This is a genomic window from Roseateles sp. 22389, assembly GCF_052044995.1.
Classification (GTDB): Bacteria; Pseudomonadota; Gammaproteobacteria; order Burkholderiales; family Burkholderiaceae_C; genus Roseateles.
The window spans coordinates 40,978-62,805 of record NZ_JBQEOF010000008.1; the positions used below are offsets into that span (position 1 = coordinate 40,978).

Below are 21,828 nucleotides of genomic sequence, written 5' to 3' on the forward strand. Positions count from 1 at the left end.
GCGGCGGCAGGGTGGCACGGCGGCCGGACGCGAGCGGGCGATCACGCGGCAGACCGCGTGGATGCTCGCTGTTGGTCCGGCATGCCGCTTGCCGCGCGAGCCTCATGATCGCGACGAGCCTCGAACAGCGCGCCCGCCCGCCCAGCCCTCCGGGGCTGGGGGAGGCGGGCGTTCCCATGCTCGACGGCGCGGCGCCGGTCGACGCGCGCTCGCTGGCCGAGGCGCGCCATCGCCGCTGGTGCAACGTGCGCCGCGTGCTGCTGGTGCGGCTCGACGGCGTCGCCGGCGTGCTGGCCTCGACGGCCGCCTTCGCGGCCCTGCACGAGACGATGCCGTGGACGCAGCGGACGCTGCTCGCCGCGCCGGAAGCCCTCATCCTGCGACCGCACCTGCAGGCGGTCGACGAACTGCTCACCTTCAACGCGCCCTGGACCGCCGGCGGCGCCGCCGCGCTGAACGCGGAACCGTCCACCATGCGCGGCGACGCCGAGATGCACCTGGTGCGCAAGCTGCGCCGCAGCCACTTCGACGCGGCGGTGCTGTTCGCGGCCTCCTCGCAGGCGGCGTTGCCGGCGGCGCTGCTGTGCCGCATGGCCGGCATCCCGCTGACGCTCGCCCAGGTGCGCGAGCCGGCGCACGGGCTGCTCAGCGATGAACTGCTGGGCGACGACACCGTGCAGGACGACACGCGTCGCCAGCTCGATCTCGTCGGCCATGTGGGCATGCGCACGGCGGACGAGCGGCCGAGGCTGCGCCTGCTGCCCAAGGACAGCCACCAGATGCGGAACGCCTTGCAGCAAGCGGGGTTGCGCTTCGGTCAGCGCTACCTGCTGGTGTGCCCCGGCGGGGGCGGCGCGCGGCACTGCCCGGTGGCGGCCTATGCCGCGGCCGTGGACGTGCTGATCGACACCTGGGCCGACGACACCGCGGTGGTCCTGTGCGCGCTGCCCGGCGACGAGGCCGCGCTGGCGGAACTGCGCGCGGCCATGCCCGCGCGGGGACAGGTCTTGCCTCCGGTGTCCTCGATCGGCGAATTGGCAGCGCTGGCCGCCGACGCGCGCGTCATGATCGCCGCGGACGACCTGCCGCTGACCGTGGCCGCCGCCGCGCGGGTGCCGGCGGTGCTGCCCGGTCAGGCCTTGCGACGGGAGATGAACCCGCCCTGATCGCGGCGGTCCGTCCCGTGTTCGCGAGGTCGGCGGCGGGCCGTAAAGCCACCCGCCGGTGTCCCGAAAAACGGTGCGAAATCGTCACCGAACGTTCCGCCGGGCACGACGGTTGCTCTGGTCGCGGGCCGCGCGCGGACGTGCGGCACCTGCACGGCCGGACGGATGTCCGCGCCGCGCTCGATCCCCGGATCGACACCCCGTTTTTCCATCACAGGAGGTTTTTCATGCACCTGCGCAAGCTCGCCTGGGCGATGCCGCTGATGCTGGCCGCGACCGCGGCCCAGGCGGACAGCTCCGGCAGTTTCCTGGAGGGTGCCAAGCTCGCGGCGCTGAGCCGACCGGAGGCCGCGGCCCCGGCGCACAGCCCCTCCCACCGCCACCCGGCCGGCGTCAGAACCGCTGCTCCAGCCCAGACGCCGGTCTTGCAGACAGTCCCCGCGCCCGGCCCGTCCTCCGCCATCGACACGGAAGACGAGCCCGCCGACGCCACCTTCGAGATCCGCAACTTCCTCACCCTGGTCGTCGCCTTGGCCTTGGTGGGATGGATCCAGCGTCGCCGCCGGGATGTCTGACCCGACCTTCCCTTGGCCGGCACCGGCGCGGTCCGCGGACCGCTTCCCGGTGCCGTTTTCATGCGCCATTGTTCGAATGTCGTGCGTGCCTGGTCGTTGATCGCCAGGTCGTCACCGGAATTTTTTTCAAATGAGTTGAGGCAGGGGCTGGCAAGCCGGCCGCTTGCTGCAAGAATGAGTTATCCGGGTTCGACAGACATTCATCACGAATCGTCGAATCCCCATGCCCAGGCGTGTTTCCTCCCACACACAAGGATGTACCGGTGACCCATGCGTTGATCGTGGATGACGATGTCGATTCCGTCGCCACCCTGCAGGAACTGATTGCGAGCGAGAGATTCACCGTGTCGGTGGCCCACACCTTGCGCGATGCCCGGCGGCACATCGCGCTGCAGCAGCCCGATGTCGTGCTGCTCGACCTGCAACTGCCCGACGGCAACGGGATGGAGCTGTTCCAGGACCCGCAGCTGGTGGCCAATTCCGAGGTGGTGCTGATCACCGGCCACGCCAGCCTGGACACCTCCATCCAGGCGCTGCGCATGGGCGCCGCCGACTACCTGGTCAAGCCCATCAACATCACGCAGCTGCAGGGCGTGCTGTCGCGGGTGATGAAGCCCGCCGCGCTGCAGGCGGAGGTGTCCGAGCTGAACGCCAACCTCGCGCAGAGCGGCCACTTCGGCCTGCTCTGGGGCCGCACCCAGCCGATGCAGCGGATCTACGAGCAGATCTCGCGCGTGGCCGGCACCAGCGTGTCGGTCTTCATCAACGGCGAAAGCGGCACCGGCAAGGAGCTGGTCGCGCAGACGGTGCACGACCTGAGCCGCCGCCGCAAGAAGCCGTTCCTGGCGGTCAACTGCGGCGCGATCTCGCCCAACCTGATCGAGAGCGAGATCTTCGGCCACGAGAAGGGCGCCTTCACCGGCGCGGACAAGCAGCACGAAGGTTTCTTCGAGCGCGCCAGCGGCGGCACGCTGTTCCTGGACGAGCTCACCGAGATGCCGATGGAGCTGCAGGTCAAGCTGCTGCGCGTGCTGGAGACCGGCCGCTTCATGCGGGTGGGCTCGACGACCACGCTGGACGCCGACGTGCGGGTGATCGCGGCCTCCAACCGGCCGCTGCTGCAGGCGGTGCAGGCGGGCAAGCTGCGCGAGGACCTGCTGTACCGCCTCAACGTCTTCCCGATCGAGATGCCGCCGCTGCGCGACCGCCTGGACGACGTGCCGCTGCTGGCCGACCATTTCCTGCGCCAGATCGCGGCCAAGGAAGGCAAGAACAAGCGCTTCACCGCCAAGGCGCTGGCGCAGCTGCAGACCTACCACTGGCCCGGCAACGTGCGCGAGCTGCGCAACGCGGTCCAGCGCGCCTACGTGATGGCCGCCGGCGACATGGTCGACGAGCAGTGGCTGCCCAAGGGCGAGGGCGCCGAGATCCCGGCCACGGCCGCCTCCGCGGCGGCGGTGACCAGCTTCGGCGCGGCGCCGGGGCAGCCCGCCGCGGCGCCCGCGGTCTCGACGCTGGTCGCCGGCTCGGGCGAGTCGTCCGGTCCGTCGATCACGATGCCGCTGGGCAGCTCGATGGCGCAGGTCGAGAAGGCCTTCATCCTGGCCACGCTGCAGCACTACAAGCATCACAAGGAGCAGACGGCGGCCGTGCTCGGCATCAGCCTGAAGACGCTCTACAACCGGCTCAAGGAATACGCAGCGGAGGACGCGGCGGCGGCCGACAAGGCCGCGCAGTAACGGGCGGTCGCACGCGCGATCGCCGCTCGTCGCGCGGCCCGGCATGCGCCCTGCCTGGGGAAGGCAGGAGGACGAGCCGATGGGACTGCGCTGGGTCTGTGACGATGAACCGGGGCTGCGCCGCGTGCGCGCGGCCCGCGGCTTCCGGTATGTCGACGCGGACGGGCGTCCGGTGCGGGACGAGGCCACGCTGCGGCGCATCCGCGCGCTGGCCATCCCGCCGGCCTACGTGGACGTCTGGATCTGTCCCCGCGACGACGGGCACATCCAGGCCACGGCGCGCGACGCGCGCGGACGCAAGCAGTACCGCTATCACGCCGACTGGATGGCGCTGCGGGGCGAGAACAAGTTCGGCCTGCTGCTGGACTTTGGCCATCGCCTGCCGCGGCTGCGGCGCCAGGTGCAACGCCGCCTGCGCGACGGCGGCCTCGATCGCGAGCGGGTGCTGGCGGCGCTGGTGCGGCTGCTCGATCGCACCTGGATGCGCATCGGCCATCGCGAGTACGCGCGCAGCAACGGCTCCTACGGCCTGAGCAGCCTGTTGTCGCGCCACGTGAAGGTCAAGGGCGACGCGCTGCTGCTGAGCTTCCCCGGCAAGAGCGGCGTGCGGCACCAGCTCGCCGTGCGCGACGACCGCGTGGCCGCGCTGGTGCGGCGCTGCCGCGATCTGCCGGGACAGGAACTCTTCGGCTACGAGGACGAGGCCGGCATCGCGCATCGCATCGATGCCTCGGACGTGAACGACTGGCTCGCCGAGGCGGGCGGGCCCACCTGCAGCGCCAAGGTGTTCCGCACCTGGCATGCGAGCGTGCTCGCGCTGGACCTGCTGCTGGCGCATGCGCGCGCCGGCACCGCGCCGGTCGACGCGCAGAAGCAGACGGTGAAGGACGTCGCCGCGCGCCTGGGCAATACCGCCGCGGTCTGTCGCAAGTCCTACATCCACCCCGCCGTGCTGGCCTGGGCGCAGTCGGACCAGCTGGCCGAGCTGCCGACGCAGCGCTGGATGCAGTCGCCCCCGGCGCTGGCCGGACTGAGCGTCGCCGAACGCCGCCTGCTGGGGCTGCTGCGGACGCAGCCGCGCGTGGCGATCGCTACGCCGATGCCGGCGCCGTCGGCGAGGGCGCCGCGCCCGCGGGCCTCGACGGCGACATCGGCAGCGACGACAAGCCCTTCGGCGCGCCCGCAGCGGCCGCCGCGTCCGCCGCGTCGAAAGGGTTCAGCGGCGGCTCCTGCGCGTCAACGGTCCACGCGGACGCGTGCGCGCGCAGCAGGTGATCGCACAGCGACGGCCAGTCGCTGAAGACGCCGTCGGGCTCGCGCAGTGGCGAGCGCCGCCAGGTGGTTTCGCCGCCGGTGTCCAGCAGCAGGCCGGACGCGCCGGCGCGATGGCCGGCCTCGACGTCGTCGAGCAGGTCGCCCACCATCGTCGACCGGGCCAGGTCCAGGCCATGCGCCCGCGCGGCGCGCGTGAGCATCCCCGGCGCGGGCTTGCGGCACAGGCAGCCGGGCCGGCCCTGCGCATCGGGCGCATGCGGGCAGACCGCCACGTCGTCGAGCGTCACGCCGAAGTCGTCCTTCAGGCGCCGCACCAGCGCCGCCTGCAGCCCGGCGAACTGGGCCCGCGTGAACGCGCCGCGGGCGATGCCGCTCTCGTTGGTGACCAGCACCAGCGCCAGCCCCGCGGCCTGCAGCCGGGCGAGCGCCTCGCCGGCGCCCGGCATCAGGCGCAGCCGCGCCGGATCGGTGATGGCGCCGTCGTCCGGGACCGTCAGCGTGCCGTCCTTGTCGAGGAAGACGGCGGGACGCAGCCGCGCGTGCGCCGGCCTGCCGGCAGGCGCGCGGGAGAAGTCGAGGTCGTGGAGGGAGAGGGTGGTGAGGGGGGCGTCGAGCCAGACAGTCACGAGGGCAGCCTCCGCGCCGCGTTCAGCGCATCCAGCCGTAATCGGTCTGGCGCGGGGCCAAGGACTGCTTGTGCCGCGCCATCATGCCGGCCTCGCGGCGCGGGCTGTCGGCGGCGGGGTCGACGATGACGCCGGCCTGCAGGGGCGGCGGCGCCGTCCGCTCGGCACCCACGTGCTGCCCGCCACGCGGCGGCGGCAGCAGCTCGGCCAGGCGGTCCAGCGTCTTGCGCACGTCCAGCGGCTTGGCCCAGAGCTCGAGGAAGCCCGCGCCGAGCGCGTCGAAATCGGAATCGGCGGTCACCGCGATCGCCGGCACCTGCGCCCAGCCGCGCCGCATGCGCAGCAGCTTCAGCAGGTCGGAACCGTGGCAGTCGGGCAGGTTCAGGTCCACCAGCAGCAACGAGGGCTGCAGCCGCGCGCTCAGGCGCCAGGCCGGCATGCCGGCCTCGGCCACATGCAGCCGCAGGTCGCGGCGTTGCTCGAACATCGCCTCCATCACGATGACGTTGAGCGGGCTGTCTTCGATGTACAGCACCGACGTGAGACCGTCGTTCATCGTTTCGCTCCTTCCCTGGTCCTTCAGTTGGTCGCGAAAAAGGGCAATCCTCGTGCCCGGATGCGTCCCAATCCTTGGGGATGTCACGCATTCGGCTCCAGCGGTGTAACCGCCCGACGACCGATCCGTCAACGGTCCTGACACGATGTCGGGGGCTTGGGATTCCGCGCTTCGCCATCGGGAAAGGCGAAGCGCGCGATGGGTACGAGGCTTGCCTTGCGGAGGAAGACTCGCCACTCCAAGGAGCCCGTCATGGCCACGAGTACCCGAGCCGGCGCCGCCGGCGGCAGCGACGACGACCGTCCCACCAGCTTCGGCGTCCACAAGCCGGTGGACCACCTGGTGATCAGCTTCCCCGGCGCCGCCGAGGCGGGCCAGGCGCGCGCCGCGCTGGCCGCGCACGGCATCGCCGAGGCCGACCTGCACGCGGTGGACGACCGCGAGATGGTGAAGCTGGTCGAGCGCGACCTGCGCCATGCCAGCCCGCTGGCGGCGATCGGGCAGGAGATCAATCTCCTGCGCAGCCATGGCGAGTTGGCCGAACGCGGCTACCACTTCCTGGTCGTCAAGGCCAAGGACGATGCGCAGGCGCGCGAGATCGCCGAGATCGCGCGTCGCAACCGGGCTGAGCGCGCCCAGTATTACGGCCACTTCATCATCGAGGAGCTGCTCGAGCCCGAAGGCGGCCGGCCGCAGGTGGCCGAGTCGCCGCACCGCGGCCTGGACGCTCATCCGAAGCCGCCGCTGCCACGCTGAATCGCGCCTGTGAACCGCGCCTGCGAATGACGGCACGCGGCTTGCCGTCACCCCGATTACCCCCTGTCCCGGCACTCCCGCCGCCCCTCGTGCACGACGAAAGGAAATTTCCCATGAGCACCACGCCCAACAACGAGAAGAGCGACAAGTCCGTGCCGTTCACGACGGCCGACGACGCCGCCAAGATCGCCAACGGCAGCGCGCCGTCCAGCACCGCCGCGGTCGATCTGGTGAATCGCGTCGCCGACAAGGCGCACGCCACCATCGACCGCCTGGCGACGACCGCCGCGCCGAAGGCGCAGCAATTGCAGAAAAGCCTGGAAGACACGAACGAGCTGCTGCACGAGCGCGCCGACCGGCTGCGCACGACCGGCAACGAGTGGTGCGACAGCCTGCGCGCGAACGTGCGCGAGCATCCGCTGATGGCCGTGGGCACCGCGCTGGCGGTGGGCCTGCTGATCGCGCGTCTGACGCGCTGAGCCCGGCGCGCCCATGAGCGACGTGCCGCACGGCTCGCCGTCCTTCCCGCCCCCGTTCCCGCCACCCTTTCCGCCGCCGCCGTCGCCGCCCTCCGGGGCGCCGTCGGGCAGTGCCGCCGACGCCTCCCCGGGCGCCGCGGCGCCGCCGGGCGGGCAGGGCTGGATGGGCGAGCTCCAGGGCATGGCCCGCGCCGCGCGCGGCATGCTGTCCGGCCGCTTGCTGCTGCTGGCGCTGGAGCTCCGGCGGGCCCGGCACGGGCTGGTCAGCCTGGCGATCCTCGGCGTCGTGGCCGCGATCGCCGGCGCGACCGCCTGGCTCGCCCTGTGGGCGCTGCTGGCGGCACTGGCGGTGCACCTGGGGCTGAGCTGGCCCTGGGCCTTCGCCGGCATCCTGGCCGTCAACTTGCTGCTGCTGCTGTGGGTGGTGGCCGCGATGAAGGCGCTGGCGCCGATGCTGGCGCTGCCGGCCTCGCGTCGCCAGTTCCACTGGCTGTTCAACGATCCGATGGATCCCGAGGCACCGAGCGCCGATGGCCACACCTCAACCCCGCCCTGATCCCCGCCGCATTCCCGACGTCCCCGATCGCGAGCTCGCGACGGAGACGATCGACGACCTCAACCTGCGCATCGAGATGGCCGAGCTGCGGGTGGTCCGGCGCGACCTGGAGTTCCGCCTGCATTGGGAGGCGCTGCAGCAGCGCGGCAAGGCCGTGATGGTGCCGAGCCGCTGGCTGCTGCCGGCCCTGGGCACCGGCGCGAGCTGGCTGTTCTGGCGCCTGGTGCGGGGCAAGCGCCGCCGTCACGCGCGGCATGAGCGCGGCGGCCGGCACGACGCGACCGCGCGGGCCTTCCACGCCCACGCCCATGATCGCGACGCGGCTCCCGGCCCGGCGCACGAGGGCGGCGGCGGCCGGCCGGAACTCGGCATGCTGCAGCTGCTGACGGTGCTGTGGGGCCTGATGCCGACGCGCGTGCGCGGCCGCCTCGGACCCGAGGTGACGCAGCTGCTGCTGGGCGTGATCGCCGGATTCCTCCAAGGCCGCAAGCAGCAGCGCGAGGAAGCGCGGCAGGCGCAGGGCGCGGCGGCGGGCGGCGCGTCAGACCGCGATGCAGCCCGGGATGAAGCTGCGGCGCCGTCTCACGATTCGCGCCAAGGCCCTCGCCAGGACCCACGCTGAAACGACGAGGAGCGCGCCAGCGGCGCGCTTCCGTGCGGTCCGGGGAGGGCTTACACCTTCTCGGCGTTGCGCGCCTGGTCGCGCAGCAGCTTGATCTGGTCGTGGTTGCGCAGCACGCCGGCCAGCTGGCGCTGCACCACTTCGAGCACGCCGGCCGGCAGGGCCTTCTGCGCGGCCTTGCGGTAGCGGCCCACGGCGGCGTCCTCGCCGCGCTCGCATTCCTCGAGCATGGCCTTGTCGCTGTAGCCGGTCAGCGTGCCCTTGACCGCGACCCAGCCGCGGTGCATCGCGCCCGTGGCGCTGCCGTCATCCTCGGGAGTGCCGCCGTGCTGCCGCACCAGTTGCTGCAACTCCGAGCAGGCCTGGCGGCAGTCCGCCGCGCGCTGCGCGAAGACTTCGCGCAGGCTGGTGCTCTTGACGTGCTCGGCGCAGCTGAGGAAGCCGTATTCGCCGTCCTTGCAGGTCTCGATCAGGGTGTTCAGCTCGTCGATGACATCCTTGTTGTCCATGGCAGTCCTTCCGTTGGGGAGTGGAGATGCCTGGATTCAGCAAGTCACATACCCGTGGGCAGGCCCATCGCGCGCCGCAGCGCCTCCAGGATCTGCGACGGCGAGGCCGGCTTGCGCAGCACGATGAAGGAGGACTCGGCAATGAGCGCCTCGCTGTAGCCGCTGATCAGCACCACCGGCAGGCCCGGCCGACGCTTGCGCAGCTCGCGCGCCAGCGCCTGGCCGTCCATCGAGCCCGGCATCACCACGTCCGACAGCACGACGTCCACCGCCGCGCCGCTGCCGAACAGCTGCAGCGCCTCGTCGGCGTCCTTGGCCGTCAGCACCTGGCACGAGAAGCTGCGCAGCAGGCTGGCGGTGACGCGGTTGAGCTCCTCGTTGTCCTCCACCAGCAGTACCCGCGCGCCGGCCAGCGCATTGGCGCGCGCCTCCGGCAGCGCCACCTCGTCACGGGCACCGCCGCCGCCGGCGGACGCGCTGCTGCGCGCCGGCAGCAGCAGGGTCACCGTCGTGCCGGCACCCAGCTGGCTGGCGATGCGCGCGGTGCCGCCGGCCTGCACGCAGAAGCCCAGCACCTGGCTCAGGCCCAGGCCGGTCCCCTTGCCGACCGGTTTGGTGGTGAAGAAGGGCTCGAAGACGCGCACCAGCAGGTCCTCGGGAATGCCGGGCCCCCGGTCGGAGACGCTGATGGCGACGTACTCCCCGGGCGCCAGGTCCTGGACGTCGCCCGGCGCGGCGCGGCCGGCCTCCAGCGTGATCTCGCCCATGCCGTTGGTCGCGTCGCGCGCATTGAGCGCGATGTTGATCAGCGCGAGCTCCAGCTCCGAGGGATCGACCCGCACGCTCGGCAGGTCCGGCGCCATCGTCATCGTCAGCTGCATGCGCTTGCCCAGCACGGTGGCCAGCAGCTCGTTCATCTCGCCGAGCGTGGAGCGCAGGTCCACCACCTGCGGATGCACCGGCTGGCGACCGGCCACCCGCAGCAGGTGCTGGGTCAGTCGGCTGCCGACGTCGACCGAACGCATGATCGCGCCCAGCGGCATCGCCAGCGATTCCGCATGCGGGCTGCGCTGGATCAGATGGGCGCTGTTGCTGATGACGCCCAGCAGGTTGTTGAAGTCGTGCGCGACGCCGCCGGTCAGCCGGCCCAGCGCCGCCGTGCGCTGCGAGCGCGAGCTGAGCTGCTCGGCCTCGCGGGTGCGGTCGATGGCCTCGTTGACGCGGTCCTCGAGCTCGGAGCGCCCCTGCCGGATCGCGACGCTGGCATCCTCCAGCGCCAGCGCGACCTCGTCGCACTCGAGCATGCCGGTCTTGGGCGCGTGCACCGGCTCGCCAGCGCGCAGCTCGCTGGCGATCGCGCTGAGCGCGTGGATCGGGCCGGAGATGCGCCGGCTGATCCACAGCGCGCCGAACATGCCGACCAGCACCAGCAGCAGCGCGCCGATGGCGATCGGCTGCAGCGCGGTGCGGCCGCCCAGCCCGCCCACGCCGCTGTCGCGCGGCACCGCGGTCACCACCGTCCAGCCCTGCGGCGACTTGGTGAAATAGCCGACCACCGGCTTGCCGTCCAGGTTGACCGAGTCGAAGCGCGCTTCCTCGCGCGTGGCCATCAGGCGCCGGAGATCGTCGGTGCCGGGGCGGCCGGCGTAGCTGATGCCGCCCGGGTGGCGGGCGACCACCGTGCCGCGGCCGTCCATGATCGTGGCGGTCCAGTCGGGCGGGAGCCGCTGGGCATCGATGATCTGCTGCATCTCCTGCGGCAGGACGCTGATGCTCATGTTGAGCCAGACATGCCCGCCGCGCTCGATCGGCTGGACGATCTGCGCGCGCAGCTGGCCGGTCGCCGGGTCGGGCCCGAGGTCGCCGATGACGGCCTGCTCGATCAGCGGGACGGCCTCGCGGACCAGCACCGGGCGCGAGGCGGCCGTCGTGGGCAGCCCGGGCGGCGCCGGCGTGGCGACGGCGACCGGCGGGGCGGTCATCGCGGGCCCGGGCGCCGACGCGGCGGCCGCGGGCGCGAGCGGCGTGTCGGCCACGCGGCCACTGGCCAGGCGGGTGCTGAAGAGCGTGCGGCCGGGCGCGTTCAACTCGACCCAGCCCGAAAGCCCTTGCATCGCGCGGCGCGACTGCAGCTCCAGCATCGCCAGGTCGTCCTGCGGGACCTGCGGCGCGCTGTCCAGGATCTGCGACAGCGACAGCACCCGCGCGATGCCGGCGCGGCGCGCCAGTTCCTTGTCCACCACCATCGAGAGCGCGCGCGTGCTGTCGCGCATGTGGCGCACGGTGGCTTCCTGCTCGTCGCTCCAGGTCTGCCAACTGACCCACAGCGCCGCGATGATGCCCGGCAGCATCACGGACAGGACGAGCACGAGCAGGCGGGAACGGATCGGCAAAGGCATGGGCGGTGCGGCGGAGGAACGGTCATGCCGCCGCGGCCAGAGGCCGGCGGCGCGGACGCGGGAGCGTCGCGGCGGCAGATTATGGGCGGTGCTGTTCAAGGGCGTCGGGACGGGCCGCCGGGGCGGCACCGTCGAGGGAAGTCACGGGCGGCGACGAGGCGGGCGGGACCGCCGAGGCGGCGGCCGGCGACAAGGGATGTGGCGACAAGGGCGGCGGGCGCAGCAAGCTGCTCAGCGGCGGGCAGGGCCGGTCGCTGCCGCGCAGGTAGACCGCGACGGGACGCATGTGGCGGTTGCGCTGGCTGATGCTGCGCAGGCAGATCAGCAGCGGGACCGCGAGCACCGCGCCCGCGACGCCCCAGAGCCAGCCCCAGAACATCACCGACAGCAACACCGACAGCGGGTTCATCGACAGCCGCTTGCCGATCACCATCGGCGTCACGAAGTTGGACTCGATCCCATGGATGCAGAGGTAGGCCAGCACCGGCGCGCTCATCGCCGCGAAGCCCGCGTCGCCCAGCGCCGAGGCCAGCGAGGCCGCCAGCAGCAGGCCGCACATGATCAGCGGCCCGAGATAGGGAATGAAGTTGAGCAGCCCGGCCAGCGCGCCCCACAGGCCCGGGTTGGGCAGGTCCACCATCCACATCGTGCCGGCCACCACCAGCCCCATGCCGACGTTGATCGCGGTGACCGAGGCCACGTAGCGCGAGATGTCGCGCTGGGCCGCGCGCAATCCTCCCAGCACCATCGCGCGCAGCCGCGGGCGGTGAGGCAGGAGCTCGATGCAGCGCGACAGCACCCAATGCTCCGAGGCCAGCAGGAAGTACAGCAGGATGGTCGTCGCCGCGGCCGACACCAGGAACTTCAGGCCGCCGCCCAGCACCTGCGCCGTCAAGGCGACGCCCTCGCTGGCCAGGCGGTCGCGCACCGGGTCGGCGGGCGGGGCGGGGGCGCGGCCGGCGCTGCGCCGCTCGACCGGCGGGCCGAAGCCCGGAATCGACGCGCGCCACCGGTCCACCCGGTTCAGCGCCTGCGTCACCGCCTCCGGCGCGCGCTGCCACCATTGCGCGGCGGGCTCCGCGAGCAGCGCCACGCTCAGCACGCTGCAGCCCACCACGGTCGTCACCAGCATCGCGGCGCTCACCGGTTCGGGCATGCCATGGTGCCGCATCGTCCGCACGGCCGGCGCCAGCACGAAGGTGAGGATCAAGGCCACCAGGACCGGCAGCACGATGGCGCTCGCTTCCTTCAACAGGAAGACCAGCGCGATCAAGAGAAGACCCCGCGTCGCCCAGCGGCGCATCGTGGTCGGGGGCAGGGTGGCGGCTCGCAAGATGTAAGGATGACGGAGGGACGGGGCTGTCGGACGCTCGAAGCAAGCCCCGGGCCAGCCGTCGTGCCGCTCGCGTCCACGACCCGAGGGCGCGCGGGACCCGGCACGGTACGGGTGGTTACCCGCCCACGGGACCGGAATGGCGCGCCAGCGAGCGGGCACGACCACGCCGGCCATCGGTAAACGGTGCCGAAAGCCTTGCTCGATCGAGCCGGTGAAAGAGGTCCCGCGACCCTGCGGGACGCCGCGGACCGGCGCGCGAGCGACGAATCCGAGGTCGCCGTCGCGTCCGGCCAATTCGCCGGCAGGCCCCGTGCCCAGTGGGTTTGCGGCTTTCGGGCAGGCACGCCGGATGACGCCGGCTCCGCGATGTGAAACCGTCGCGGCGAGGTGGCATGGTCCTTGCGCAGAAGGACCATCAGGCCGGTTCGCCGGCACTGCCTGCAACCCGTTCCCGTCCTCCGCGGCGGGGACCTCCGGAACCGGTTGCGGGCAGTTTCATCCTCTACCGGACAGGAGTCTCACAAGTGGGAGCAATGGAACTCAGGCACGAGCACAAGCAGTCGCAGACACTGTCGCCTCGCCTCCAGCATGCCGTGCGGCTGCTGCAGATGTCCTCGCTGGATTTCTCCACCATGGTCACCGACATGCTGGGGCGCAATCCTTTCCTCGAAGTCACCGAGGGCTCGGATGAAGCCCTGCCGCTGGACGCCGACGTGCCGGTGGCGCCGTCGCCGGTGATGGCCGAAACCCCGGAGCCGCTGCCGGACGATCGCGAGATCTGGCGCGCGGAGAGCTCCGGCTCGATGCGCCGGGCCGAAGACGGCGAACTCAGCGCGCTCGAGATGACCGCCGCGCAGACCTGCCTGCGCGAGCACCTGCGCAGCCAGCTCAACGTGCTGCGGCTGTCGCCGCGCGACCTGGTGCTGGCCACCATCGTGGCCGAATCGGTCGACGACGACGGCTACCTGCGCAGCTCGCTGGAGGAGCTGGCCGCGGTGGCCCAGATGCAACCGCCGGTGGCGCTGGAAGAGATGCAGATCGCGCTCAAGCGCGTGCAGGCGCTGGACCCGCTGGGCGTGGGCGCGCGCAGCGTCGCGGAATGCCTGCTGCTGCAGCTGCCCAAGATCGAGGACGCCCGCAGCCGCCGGCTGGCCGAGCGCATCATCACCCAGCACCTGAACCTGCTGGCCTCGCGCGACATTCCGGCGCTGGCGCAGTTGCTGGATGTCAGCGTGGCGGAAGCGGAGGCGGTCTGCCTGAAGCTGCGCCGCTTCGATCCTCGGCCGGGCTGGCGCTACGAGACGACGCAGGCCGCCTACATCGTGCCGGACGTGCTGACGACCAAGGTGCGCGGCCAGTGGCGGGTGCAGCTCAATCCGGCGGTCATTCCCAAGGTGCGGATGAACCAGGTCTATGCGGAGCTGTTCCAGCGCCATCGCCAGCAGGGGCATGCCGAGATGGCCAACCACCTGCAGGAGGCGCGCTGGACGATGCGCAACATCGAGCAGCGCTTCTCGACCATCCTGGACGTGGCCAGCGCGATCGTGCGCCGGCAGCGCCACTTCCTCGAGTTCGGCGCGATGGCGATGAAGCCGCTGGGGCTCAAGGAGATCGCCGACGAGGTCGGCATCCATGAATCGACCGTCTCGCGGGTGACCAACAACAAGTACCTGGCGACGCCCACCGGCGTGTACGAGCTCAAGTACTTCTTCTCCCGCGCGATCGTGAGCAGCAACGGCAGCGCGTGCTCCGGCACGGCGATCCGCGGGCTGATCAAGGACATCATCGAGGCCGAGCGGCCCGAGAACCCGCTGTCCGACGCCGAGATCACGCGCCAGCTGGCCCGCCAGGGCCTGGTGGTGGCGCGGCGCACGGTGACCAAGTACCGCCAGATGCTGCGCATCGACGCCGTGGAACGGCGCCGCCAGCACAGCTGACGACCGACGATCATTCCCGAGGCGCGATGGAGACAAGGACAGGGCCCGATGAGGCCCTGTTTTCATTGGCGCATGGCCTGGGGTCGCGCGGTGCGCCGTGGAGGCGGGGGGCGGTGGTCAGCCGCCGCCGCGACGCGTCGGGCCGGAGGGCGCCGGTCCGGGGACCAGCCGGTCGCGCCGCTCGGCATCCAGGCCGGGTGTGGTGCGCAAGTCGGTATCGACCTGCCCCTGCTTGAGGTCGTCGCCCGCCTGGCCCATGACTTCGCGCTGACGCTCGCCCGCGGCGCCGGTGCCGTGGCTGCCGGTCGAGTCGCCGCGCACGCTCTGGTCGCGTTCGTGCGGCAGCTGCATATCCTCCTGGTGCTGTGGCTGCGCGTCGGGCGCCTGCGTGCCCGGCGCGACCGGCGCCTGGTCCAGCAGGCGCCGCGGTTGCGACGCGTCGCCGGGCGACGGACGGGTCTTGCTGTCGGCCATGTCGGTCTCCTGATCGTGGAATCACTCCCCGTCCGGCAAGCGGGCGGCCCGGCGCCGGAACGGGACTTGCCGCTGCCCGCCGCATGCAAGCCTGGAAGACCCGATTCAACGTCCTCGATGCCGACCTGCTGCTGTGGGGTCAGTTGTTGCTCGGCGCACTGGCCGTGGTGGCGGGCGCGCTCCTGCTGCACGCGATCCTGCGGCCGATCGCGCTGCGGCTGACCCGCTTCTCACCGCTCCTGACCGCGGTGGTGAAGCGCTGCGACAACCCCGCGCGCTGGGCACTGCCGCTGATCGGCCTGCTGATCGCCGCCCAGGGCGTGCCCGATACCGTCGCCGGCATCGGTGGCGTGCAACACCTGCTGGGCGTGCTGACCATCCTCGCGCTCGCGGCTGTGGGCGCCGGAGCGATCACCGGCGTCGCGCAGGGCGTGGCGCTGATGCATCCGGCCGACGTCGAGGACAACCTCGCGGCACGCCGCATCCAGACCCAGACCAAGGTGCTCGCGCGCGTGGCCAAGGGCGCGGTGATGCTCACCGCGCTGGCCTTCGTGCTGATGACCTTCCCACGCGCGAAACAGGTCGGCGCCAGCCTGCTGGCCTCGGCCGGCATCGCCGGTCTCGTCTTCGGCCTGGCCGCGCGATCGGTCTTCGGGAACCTCCTCGCCGGCCTGCAGATCGCCATGGCCCAACCCATCCGGCTCGACGACGTGCTCATCATCGAAGGCGAATGGGGACGGGTGGAGGAAATCACCTCCACCTACGTCGTGCTCAAGGTCTGGGATGAACGCCGGCTCATCATCCCGCTGCAATGGTTCATCGAACATCCATTCCAGAACTGGACGCGCACCAGCGCCAGCATCCTCGGCACCGTGATGCTGTGGGTCGACTTCACCTTGCCCGTGCAGGACCTGCGGGACAAGGCGACGGCGATGTGCAAAGCTTCAGCCCACTGGGATGGGCGCGTCTGCGGCGTGCAGGTCGTCGAGACCACCGAGCGCACCATGCAGATCCGTGTGCTGGTCAGCGCGAAAGACTCCGGGAAAGCCTTTGACCTGCGATGTGAGTTGAGGGAAGGGCTCATTGCCTGGCTGCAGAAGACGTATCCACAATCGCTGCCCAGGGTGAGGGCGCTCGTGGAAGACGTGCCGGCGCCGGCGGCACCCGTCATCAAACCCTCGTTGCCGCCGTCGCCGGCGCCTTGAAGGGGCTGGTTCTGCGGAGACCGAGCGCCGCTCAGTCCGACCGGGTCCCCTTTTCTCCATCTCCCTCCTTTGGCGGCCGCCCCGGCCGCCAAATTCCCTCCTTAAGTTCCGAAAAGGGGACCCGGTCGGACTGAGCTCGAAGCACTGGCGTCCTGCGACCACGATCACGACCGCGACGAGGACTGCGGTGCGCGATGAGGGTCGTGACCGTGACCGCCAAGCGTGCACGCCGCATCGACCGCGAGACGCGGCGGCATGCGGCGTGCGGTGTCAGGGGCGGGCGAGGGCGCCGGAGCTGTCGAGGTGCGAGAGCATCAGGCGCAGGACGTCGTCGATCTCCGACTGCTCCTGGAGGTAGTAGCGCGCGTGGCTGTGGTCCAGGCGAGGACCGATGCGCACCGTCACCCAGTCGTCGCCCGCACGCTCGAAGGCAGGCTCGTCGTTGGTGTCGTCGCCGACGTAGAAACCAGCCTCGGCACCGTAGCGGCGGGCCAGGCGCTGCATGGCGTCGCCCTTGTCCGGCGCGTTCTCGACCAGGATGTTGACGACGCGCTTGCCAGGCTCCGCCTCGATGCCCGGCGGCAACTCGCGCATGAGCGTCGCGATCGCCTCGCGCGCCAGCACCGGGTCGGGCGCCAAGCGGTAATGGATGGCGAGCGAGGCGCCCTTGTCCTCGATGCTCGCGCCCGCGTCGGCCAGCATCGGCGCCAGGCGCCGCGCCCGTTCCCGGAAGGCCTCGAGCGTGGTGACCAGGCGCGGGTCCGGGCCGTCGAACTCGTCCTCCGCGCCGTGGTTGCCGACGATGTGCGTGGGCTTGAAGCCGAGCCGGTGCCGGACGTCCAAGACCTGGCGGCCGCTGACGACCGCGATCGGCACGCGCTCCGCGAGCCGCGCGAGCAGGGCCGCCGTGCGCGCCGGGATGCGCGCCTCGTCCGGATGCATGACGATGGGCGCGAGCGTGCCGTCGAAATCGAAACCAAGCAGCGGTCGGCGGGTCATGAGGCGGGCGAGCGCGGCGCGGCCCTCCGCGTCGAGCAGGTATCGCACCGGCTTCATGGCGTGAGAGCCTCCTCGCCAGACTCGCGCGCACGGCGCTGCACGCGCCGCGTGATGCGCTCGCGCAGCCGCCACTGGCCGGCATCGGTCAACATGCGGCCGGCCCAGCGGTAGACGTTGAACTCGCGCACCGTCATGCGCAGGCTGGCCATGCGCTCGCGCTGCTCCTGCGGCGGCATGGTGGCGGCGCGGTGCAAGGCATCGGTGGTTTCCTCGACGTGGTACGGGTTGATGACCAGCGCCTCGGGCAGCTCGCGCGCGGCGCCGGCGAAGCGGCTGAGGATGAGCACGCCCTGGTCGTCGTCGCGCGCGGCGATGAATTCCTTGCAGACGAGGTTCATGCCGTCGTGCAGGCTGGTGACGACGCACATGTGGGCCGCGCGGTAGAGCTCCATCAGCGCCGAGTGGTCGTGGTGCTCGGCCAGCAGCAGCACCGGCTTGTAGCCCGCGCCGCCGAAGCGCAGGTTGATGCGCTCGGTGACGCGGTGGATGCGATCCTGGAACTCGCGGTATTCCTCCAGCGCGCTGCGCGTGGGCGCGGCGACCTGCACGAGCACGAAGCGGCCCTGCCACTGCGGGTACTTCTCGAGCAGGCGCTCGACCGCGTGCAGCCGCTCCAGGATGCCCTTGGTGTAGTCGAAGCGGTCGACACCGACCGCCATGACGGTGTCGGGCGCCAGGCCCAGCCGCTCGAAGACCGCCGCGCGCGCGTCCGCCGGCGAGGGCCAGCCGGCGCGCTCCTCGTCGGTCGGCCAGGCGATGGAGATGGGGTAGCTCTGCACCAGCGTGGGCTCGCCCTGGTAGCTGATGGTGGAGTGCTCGTGCTCGATGCGGGCCTCCAGGTAGCGGTCCACGGTCTCGGTGAAGTTCTTGCAGTGGAAGCGGGTGTGGAAACCGAGGATGGTGCTGCCCAGCATCCCCTGCAGCAGCTCGCGCCGCCACGGGCAGATGCCGAAGGACTCGGGGTTGGGCCAGGGGATGTGCCAGAAGGTGATGATCGTCGCCTTGGGCAGCTTCTCGCGCACCATCGCCGGCAGCAGCGCGAAGTGGTAGTCCTGCACCAGGACCACGGGGTCGTCGCCGCGCGCCTCGGCGACGACGGCGTCGGCGAAGCGCTGGTTGACCGCGCGGTACTGCGCCCAGTCGGATTCGCGGAAGACCGGTCGCACATGCGCGACGTGGCACAGCGGCCAGAGGCCCTCGTTGGCGAAGCCCTGGTAGTAGCCGCGCTCTTCCTCGTCGCTGAGCCAGATGCGGCGGAGCACGTACTCCTGCGTGTCGGGCGGGACGGCGACGCGGTCGTTGGCGTCGACGACCTCCTGGTCCGCGCTGCCGCTGCCGTGCGCGATCCAGGTGCCGGAGCAGGCGCGCATGACCGGCTCGACCGCGGTGACCAGGCCGCTGGCGGGCCGGCTGACCGAGATGCCGTTCGGGCCGCGCTGGTGGATGTAGGGCTCGCGGTTGGAGACGACGATGACCTGGTCGCCGCGCAGCTGCGTGCGCAGCAGGCCGCGCAGGCGGTCGGGGTCCCAGGGCGTGAGCGGGCCGTGCTCGCGGTAGAGGTTGTCCTCGAGCTCGCGGATGTGCTGCCGGATCTCGACCTCCAGCGGCTGCAGTTCGGGCGGCGCGGTCTGCGGGCCGCTGCCGTCGGAAGCGGCGCCGCCCAGCAGCGGCCGCACCAGGCCCTCGCCGCGCAGGATCGCGCGCATGCCGGAGACCCAGCCGCGCCAGCTCAGCTGCGCCACGACCATCGTGATGCCCGCGACCGCCAGGCCCAGCACCGTGATGAAGATGATCATGTAGCGCCGCGTGTCCAGGCTGCGGCGGTCGGGCAGGCTGAGGTCGTGCAGCAGCACGAGGCGGTCGGAGTCGGCCTGCTGCGGATTGACGGGGAACACGCCCACGTGCACCGCGCCGCTGGCCAGCTCCAGCCGCGGATCCTTGCGCGCGGCGGTGATCTCGGCCTCCTTGCAGCCCAGCGTGTCGGGGAAGCCCTTGGTGCTGAGCACCTGCGTGCCGTCGGCCGCGCACATGGCGATGCCCACCAGGCGCTCGTCGAGCACGCCGCGCTCGAGCAGGTTGCGCAGGCGGTCGCGCTTGGCGGTGGGATCGATGTCGGCGATGGCGACGGAGAGGGTCTTGGCGACCATCTCGCCGCGGGCGCTCAGGTCGCGCGAGAACCAGCGCAGCGTCATCCGGTCCAGCAGCGGCAGCGCCAGCAGCGCCGCGACGGTCAGCGTGATCAGCAGCGGAACCAGGAAACGGATCTGGAGATGCAGCGACTTCATGCCCGGCTGCCTGCGCGTCGGGGCGCAGGGTCTGCCAGGACGTCGAAGTCCTCGTCGTAGTCGCCGTAGTCGCTGTCGTTCTCAGCGTCCGCGCTGGCGCGGGGATGGTCGCGCAGCGCGTGCATGCCGCCCAGCGCCAGGCCGGCCGCGAAGCCGCCGTAGATCATCAGCAGGCTCATCGCCGAAGGCGGGCGCGTGCCGGCGGCGGTGGCGCGCTTGTCGGCGCCCGGGGTGAGCACGCTGGGCGTGACGACGCGGTCGACGCCGACCGCGACGGCCGTGAGCAGCAGCGCGTCGGTGACGGCGTTGCCGCGGGTGGGGCGGTCACGCAGGGCCCGCAGGCGGTCGTAGAGCGCGCCCCACACCAGGCCGGTGGCGGTGTGTAGCAAAAGGTTGGCGGCGGAGGATTTCAGCGGCGGACGGCCGACGCGGTACTCGGAACGACCGACCAAGTGGGCATGGTCGGACCGGCTGCCGCGCAACAGCGCCAGCCCCGAGAACAGGCTGGCCAACACGCCGTCGGCGCATGCCCGGCGCAGCGCCGGGAGCAGCAATGCATTCAAAGGCGACTCCTGTGACAGAGGGAAACAAGCCCCTGTCATTGGCAATCGCCGTGCCGCCCGATGCTGGTGCGCGCCTCTCTCCGAACGCGACGCCCGCGATTCGCCCGCTCGCCGGATCGCCCGGAGTCAGTTGATGGCGGTGGGCGGCGGCATGTAGGGCGGCTCGCGCACCGGGATCGGGTTCTCGCCAGGGATGGGCGGGTCGATGACGTCGGGCGGCTGGTCGTCCGGCTCCGGCGTGGGGCCGTGCGGCGGCGGCGGCACGAAAGGCACCTCGTTCGGATGCGGCGGGCTGGGCGGCACCGTGTGGGCGTGGAGCGGCGGAGCGAATGGCGTCATGAGCGGTCCTTGTGTCGCACGGGTGCCTGCAAGCGGCGCGCCCGGTTTCAAGTGGCGGCTTCGCCGCAATGACACGGCCCCTCACCCCTCCCTCTCCCCGCTCGCGGGGAGAGGGTGCAACGCGAGATGCAACGCGAGGGGCAACGAGCGGTGCAACCAGGGTGCAACGAGAGGTGCAACGGGGGCGAAGAGAGATGCAAAGAGGGGGGAAAGAGAGGGTGAAAAGAGGGGCAAAGGGGGGCGCCACCGCTGGCGGTATTGCCCCCTCTCCCGCTTGCGGGAGAGGGAAGGGGTGAGGGCCAGCGGCGGTGGAAGTACAGCCCGGTCCGGCGCTTGCCGATTCCGGGCATCGACGACCGTTCCCAAGGAGTACCCCCATGACGACGAAGACCGCGAAGGACACCGTGGAGAAGCAGCAGCACGTGCAGCATCAGCAGGACGTCAAGGACCAGGAAAAGCAGGCCAAGGAAGCCGGCAGGAAGTCCTCGAAGGACGAGCCGGTGCAGGCCGGCGCGCGCGAGCAGCCCAGCCGCTTCCCCACGCAACACCTGGACAAGCCGGGCGAGGAGGGTGATCTCGACCTCGCGCCGCGTTTCCTGGCGCCCGACTACCGCGGCAGCGGCAAGCTCGAGGGCATGACGGCGATCGTCACCGGCGGGGACTCCGGCATCGGCCGCGCGGTGGCGGTGCTGTTCGCCCGGGAGGGCGCGGACGTGGCCATCGTCTACCTCAGCGAGGACGAGGACGCGCGCAAGACCGCCAGCCACGTGGAGGCCGAGGGCCGCCAGTGCGAGCTGATCAAGGGCGACGTGCAGGACCGGGAGTTCTGTCGGCAAGCGGTGCAGAAGGTCGTGCAGCGCTTCGGGCGGCTGGACGTGCTGGTCAACAACGCGGCCTTCCAGGAGCACGCCGAGACGCTGGCCGACCTGACCGAGGAACGGCTGGAGCTCACCTTCCGGACCAACATCTTCGGCTACTTCCACATGGCCCAGGCGGCCTTGCCGCACCTGAAGCAGGGCGCGAGCATCATCAACACCGGCTCGGTGGTGGGCCTGCGCGGCAGCGCGACGCTGCTGGACTACGCCTCGACCAAGGGCGCGATCCATGCCTTCACCAAGTCGCTGGCGCAGAACCTGCTGCCGCAGGGCATCCGCGTGAACGCGGTCGCGCCCGGGCCGGTGTGGACGCCGCTCAACCCGGCCGACTCCCCCGCCAAGAAGGTGTCCGAGTTCGGCGCCACCAGCGACATGAAACGCGCCGCGCAGCCCGAGGAGCTGTCGCCGGCCTACGTGTATCTCGCCTCGCCGGTGTGCTCGGGCTACGTGACCGGCATCGTGCTGCCGGTGACCGGCAGCGTGGGCGCCATTTGAGG

Annotated in this window: 20 protein-coding genes and 1 pseudogene; 11 read left to right on the forward strand and 10 right to left on the reverse strand. The window is 71.6% G+C overall.

Annotation, left to right across the window (positions count from 1 at the left end; all coding sequences use genetic code 11):
- The first annotated feature begins 176 nt into the window (after window positions 1–176).
- From ACTJKJ_RS12995 to ACTJKJ_RS13010, 4 genes are all read left to right on the forward strand, one after another.
- Window positions 177–1,166, forward strand: coding sequence for a glycosyltransferase family 9 protein (locus ACTJKJ_RS12995; RefSeq protein WP_440820707.1), 990 nt, complete (start codon window positions 177–179; stop codon window positions 1,164–1,166).
- A 227-nt stretch (window positions 1,167–1,393) separates the two neighbouring features.
- Window positions 1,394–1,741, forward strand: coding sequence for a hypothetical protein (locus tag ACTJKJ_RS13000; RefSeq protein WP_440820708.1), 348 nt, complete (start codon window positions 1,394–1,396; stop codon window positions 1,739–1,741).
- A gap of 263 nt (window positions 1,742–2,004) precedes the next feature.
- A complete protein-coding gene (locus tag ACTJKJ_RS13005) occupies window positions 2,005–3,480 on the forward strand; it encodes a sigma-54-dependent transcriptional regulator (protein ID WP_440820709.1) in 1,476 nt (491 codons plus the stop codon).
- Between the two features lie 79 nt (window positions 3,481–3,559).
- Complete coding sequence (locus ACTJKJ_RS13010) at window positions 3,560–4,780, forward strand: DNA topoisomerase IB (protein WP_440820710.1); 1,221 nt, start codon at window positions 3,560–3,562, stop codon at window positions 4,778–4,780.
- A gap of 52 nt (window positions 4,781–4,832) precedes the next feature.
- On the opposite strand, the pseudogene ACTJKJ_RS13015 reads toward ACTJKJ_RS13010, so the two are convergent.
- A pseudogene (locus tag ACTJKJ_RS13015) lies at window positions 4,833–5,381 on the reverse strand (D-glycero-alpha-D-manno-heptose-1,7-bisphosphate 7-phosphatase); the annotation flags it as partial.
- 22 nt (window positions 5,382–5,403) lie between these two features.
- The gene (locus ACTJKJ_RS13020; protein WP_297388542.1) at window positions 5,404–5,937 is read right to left on the reverse strand and encodes a response regulator; all 534 of its coding nucleotides are present in this window, start codon (window positions 5,935–5,937) and stop codon (window positions 5,404–5,406) included.
- A 252-nt stretch (window positions 5,938–6,189) separates the two neighbouring features.
- On the opposite strand from ACTJKJ_RS13020, the gene ACTJKJ_RS13025 reads away from it, so the two are divergent.
- The 4 genes from ACTJKJ_RS13025 (at window position 6,190) to ACTJKJ_RS13040 (ending at window position 8,350) form a co-directional block, all read left to right on the forward strand.
- The gene (locus ACTJKJ_RS13025; protein WP_183479830.1) at window positions 6,190–6,693 is read left to right on the forward strand and encodes a hypothetical protein; all 504 of its coding nucleotides are present in this window, start codon (window positions 6,190–6,192) and stop codon (window positions 6,691–6,693) included.
- A gap of 113 nt (window positions 6,694–6,806) precedes the next feature.
- The gene (locus ACTJKJ_RS13030; protein WP_091724791.1) at window positions 6,807–7,172 is read left to right on the forward strand and encodes a DUF883 family protein; all 366 of its coding nucleotides are present in this window, start codon (window positions 6,807–6,809) and stop codon (window positions 7,170–7,172) included.
- Between the two features lie 13 nt (window positions 7,173–7,185).
- Complete coding sequence (locus ACTJKJ_RS13035) at window positions 7,186–7,728, forward strand: phage holin family protein (protein WP_440820711.1); 543 nt, start codon at window positions 7,186–7,188, stop codon at window positions 7,726–7,728.
- The gene (locus tag ACTJKJ_RS13040; protein ID WP_440820712.1) at window positions 7,703–8,350 is read left to right on the forward strand and encodes a hypothetical protein; all 648 of its coding nucleotides are present in this window, start codon (window positions 7,703–7,705) and stop codon (window positions 8,348–8,350) included. The genes ACTJKJ_RS13035 and ACTJKJ_RS13040 overlap by 26 nt, the downstream gene beginning before the upstream one ends.
- 50 nt (window positions 8,351–8,400) lie before the next feature.
- Here the strand turns inward: ACTJKJ_RS13040 and ACTJKJ_RS13045 are convergent, their stop codons facing one another.
- The 3 genes from ACTJKJ_RS13045 to ACTJKJ_RS13055 form a co-directional block, all read right to left on the reverse strand.
- Window positions 8,401–8,859 carry a ferritin-like domain-containing protein gene (locus ACTJKJ_RS13045; protein ID WP_091724788.1) on the reverse strand — a complete coding sequence of 153 codons (459 nt, stop codon included), beginning with the start codon at window positions 8,857–8,859 and terminating at the stop codon, window positions 8,401–8,403.
- A gap of 44 nt (window positions 8,860–8,903) precedes the next feature.
- Window positions 8,904–11,258: an ATP-binding protein gene (locus ACTJKJ_RS13050; protein WP_440820713.1), complete on the reverse strand. Its 2,355-nt coding sequence runs from the start codon at window positions 11,256–11,258 to the stop codon at window positions 8,904–8,906.
- A 79-nt stretch (window positions 11,259–11,337) separates the two neighbouring features.
- Window positions 11,338–12,591, reverse strand: a complete 1,254-nt coding sequence (locus ACTJKJ_RS13055; RefSeq protein WP_440820714.1) for an AI-2E family transporter — start codon at window positions 12,589–12,591, stop codon at window positions 11,338–11,340.
- A 536-nt stretch (window positions 12,592–13,127) separates the two neighbouring features.
- Between ACTJKJ_RS13055 and rpoN the strand changes: the two genes are divergently transcribed.
- Window positions 13,128–14,531: an RNA polymerase factor sigma-54 gene (gene rpoN, locus ACTJKJ_RS13060; protein ID WP_221210973.1), complete on the forward strand. Its 1,404-nt coding sequence runs from the start codon at window positions 13,128–13,130 to the stop codon at window positions 14,529–14,531.
- Window positions 14,532–14,648: 117 nt separating this feature from the next.
- Here rpoN and ACTJKJ_RS13065 read toward each other — a convergent pair whose 3' ends face one another.
- On the reverse strand, window positions 14,649–15,005 hold the full coding sequence (locus ACTJKJ_RS13065; RefSeq protein ID WP_183491783.1) for a hypothetical protein: 357 nt from the start codon (window positions 15,003–15,005) through the stop codon (window positions 14,649–14,651).
- Between the two features lie 146 nt (window positions 15,006–15,151).
- Between ACTJKJ_RS13065 and ACTJKJ_RS13070 the strand changes: the two genes are divergently transcribed.
- Window positions 15,152–16,210 (forward strand): mechanosensitive ion channel family protein, encoded by a 1,059-nt coding sequence (locus tag ACTJKJ_RS13070; protein WP_440820715.1) that lies wholly within the window; start codon window positions 15,152–15,154, stop codon window positions 16,208–16,210.
- 270 nt (window positions 16,211–16,480) lie between these two features.
- Here ACTJKJ_RS13070 and otsB read toward each other — a convergent pair whose 3' ends face one another.
- From otsB to ACTJKJ_RS13090, 4 genes are all read right to left on the reverse strand, one after another.
- Entirely contained in the window at window positions 16,481–17,266 is a 786-nt protein-coding gene (gene otsB / locus ACTJKJ_RS13075; RefSeq protein WP_440820716.1) for a trehalose-phosphatase, read from the reverse strand.
- Window positions 17,263–19,554, reverse strand: coding sequence for an alpha,alpha-trehalose-phosphate synthase (UDP-forming) (locus tag ACTJKJ_RS13080; protein WP_440820717.1), 2,292 nt, complete (start codon window positions 19,552–19,554; stop codon window positions 17,263–17,265). Before ACTJKJ_RS13080 ends, otsB begins: the two co-directional genes overlap by 4 nt.
- Entirely contained in the window at window positions 19,551–20,117 is a 567-nt protein-coding gene (locus ACTJKJ_RS13085) for a hypothetical protein (protein WP_141225294.1), read from the reverse strand. Before ACTJKJ_RS13085 ends, ACTJKJ_RS13080 begins: the two co-directional genes overlap by 4 nt.
- 126 nt (window positions 20,118–20,243) lie before the next feature.
- Window positions 20,244–20,456, reverse strand: a complete 213-nt coding sequence (locus ACTJKJ_RS13090) for a hypothetical protein (protein WP_175538128.1) — start codon at window positions 20,454–20,456, stop codon at window positions 20,244–20,246.
- A gap of 377 nt (window positions 20,457–20,833) precedes the next feature.
- Here ACTJKJ_RS13090 and ACTJKJ_RS13095 point away from each other — a divergent pair, with 377 nt between their 5' ends.
- The gene (locus ACTJKJ_RS13095) at window positions 20,834–21,826 is read left to right on the forward strand and encodes an SDR family oxidoreductase (protein ID WP_217648416.1); all 993 of its coding nucleotides are present in this window, start codon (window positions 20,834–20,836) and stop codon (window positions 21,824–21,826) included.
- Window positions 21,827–21,828 lie beyond the last annotated feature (2 nt).

Coding starts and splice junctions, on each gene's coding strand:
- rpoN (WP_221210973.1), top strand. CDS start 13,128: ATGGAACTCAGGCACGAGCACAAGCAGTCGCAGACACTGTCGCCTCGC.
- ACTJKJ_RS13000 (WP_440820708.1), top strand. CDS start 1,394: ATGCACCTGCGCAAGCTCGCCTGGGCGATGCCGCTGATGCTGGCCGCG.
- ACTJKJ_RS13025 (WP_183479830.1), top strand. CDS start 6,190: ATGGCCACGAGTACCCGAGCCGGCGCCGCCGGCGGCAGCGACGACGAC.
- ACTJKJ_RS13050 (WP_440820713.1), bottom strand. CDS start 11,258: ATGCCTTTGCCGATCCGTTCCCGCCTGCTCGTGCTCGTCCTGTCCGTG.
- ACTJKJ_RS12995 (WP_440820707.1), top strand. CDS start 177: ATGCTCGACGGCGCGGCGCCGGTCGACGCGCGCTCGCTGGCCGAGGCG.
- ACTJKJ_RS13030 (WP_091724791.1), top strand. CDS start 6,807: ATGAGCACCACGCCCAACAACGAGAAGAGCGACAAGTCCGTGCCGTTC.
- ACTJKJ_RS13090 (WP_175538128.1), bottom strand. CDS start 20,456: ATGACGCCATTCGCTCCGCCGCTCCACGCCCACACGGTGCCGCCCAGC.
- ACTJKJ_RS13010 (WP_440820710.1), top strand. CDS start 3,560: ATGGGACTGCGCTGGGTCTGTGACGATGAACCGGGGCTGCGCCGCGTG.
- ACTJKJ_RS13095 (WP_217648416.1), top strand. CDS start 20,834: ATGACGACGAAGACCGCGAAGGACACCGTGGAGAAGCAGCAGCACGTG.
- ACTJKJ_RS13020 (WP_297388542.1), bottom strand. CDS start 5,937: ATGAACGACGGTCTCACGTCGGTGCTGTACATCGAAGACAGCCCGCTC.
- ACTJKJ_RS13035 (WP_440820711.1), top strand. CDS start 7,186: ATGAGCGACGTGCCGCACGGCTCGCCGTCCTTCCCGCCCCCGTTCCCG.
- ACTJKJ_RS13040 (WP_440820712.1), top strand. CDS start 7,703: ATGGCCACACCTCAACCCCGCCCTGATCCCCGCCGCATTCCCGACGTC.
- otsB (WP_440820716.1), bottom strand. CDS start 17,266: ATGAAGCCGGTGCGATACCTGCTCGACGCGGAGGGCCGCGCCGCGCTC.
- ACTJKJ_RS13065 (WP_183491783.1), bottom strand. CDS start 15,005: ATGGCCGACAGCAAGACCCGTCCGTCGCCCGGCGACGCGTCGCAACCG.
- ACTJKJ_RS13045 (WP_091724788.1), bottom strand. CDS start 8,859: ATGGACAACAAGGATGTCATCGACGAGCTGAACACCCTGATCGAGACC.
- ACTJKJ_RS13080 (WP_440820717.1), bottom strand. CDS start 19,554: ATGAAGTCGCTGCATCTCCAGATCCGTTTCCTGGTTCCGCTGCTGATC.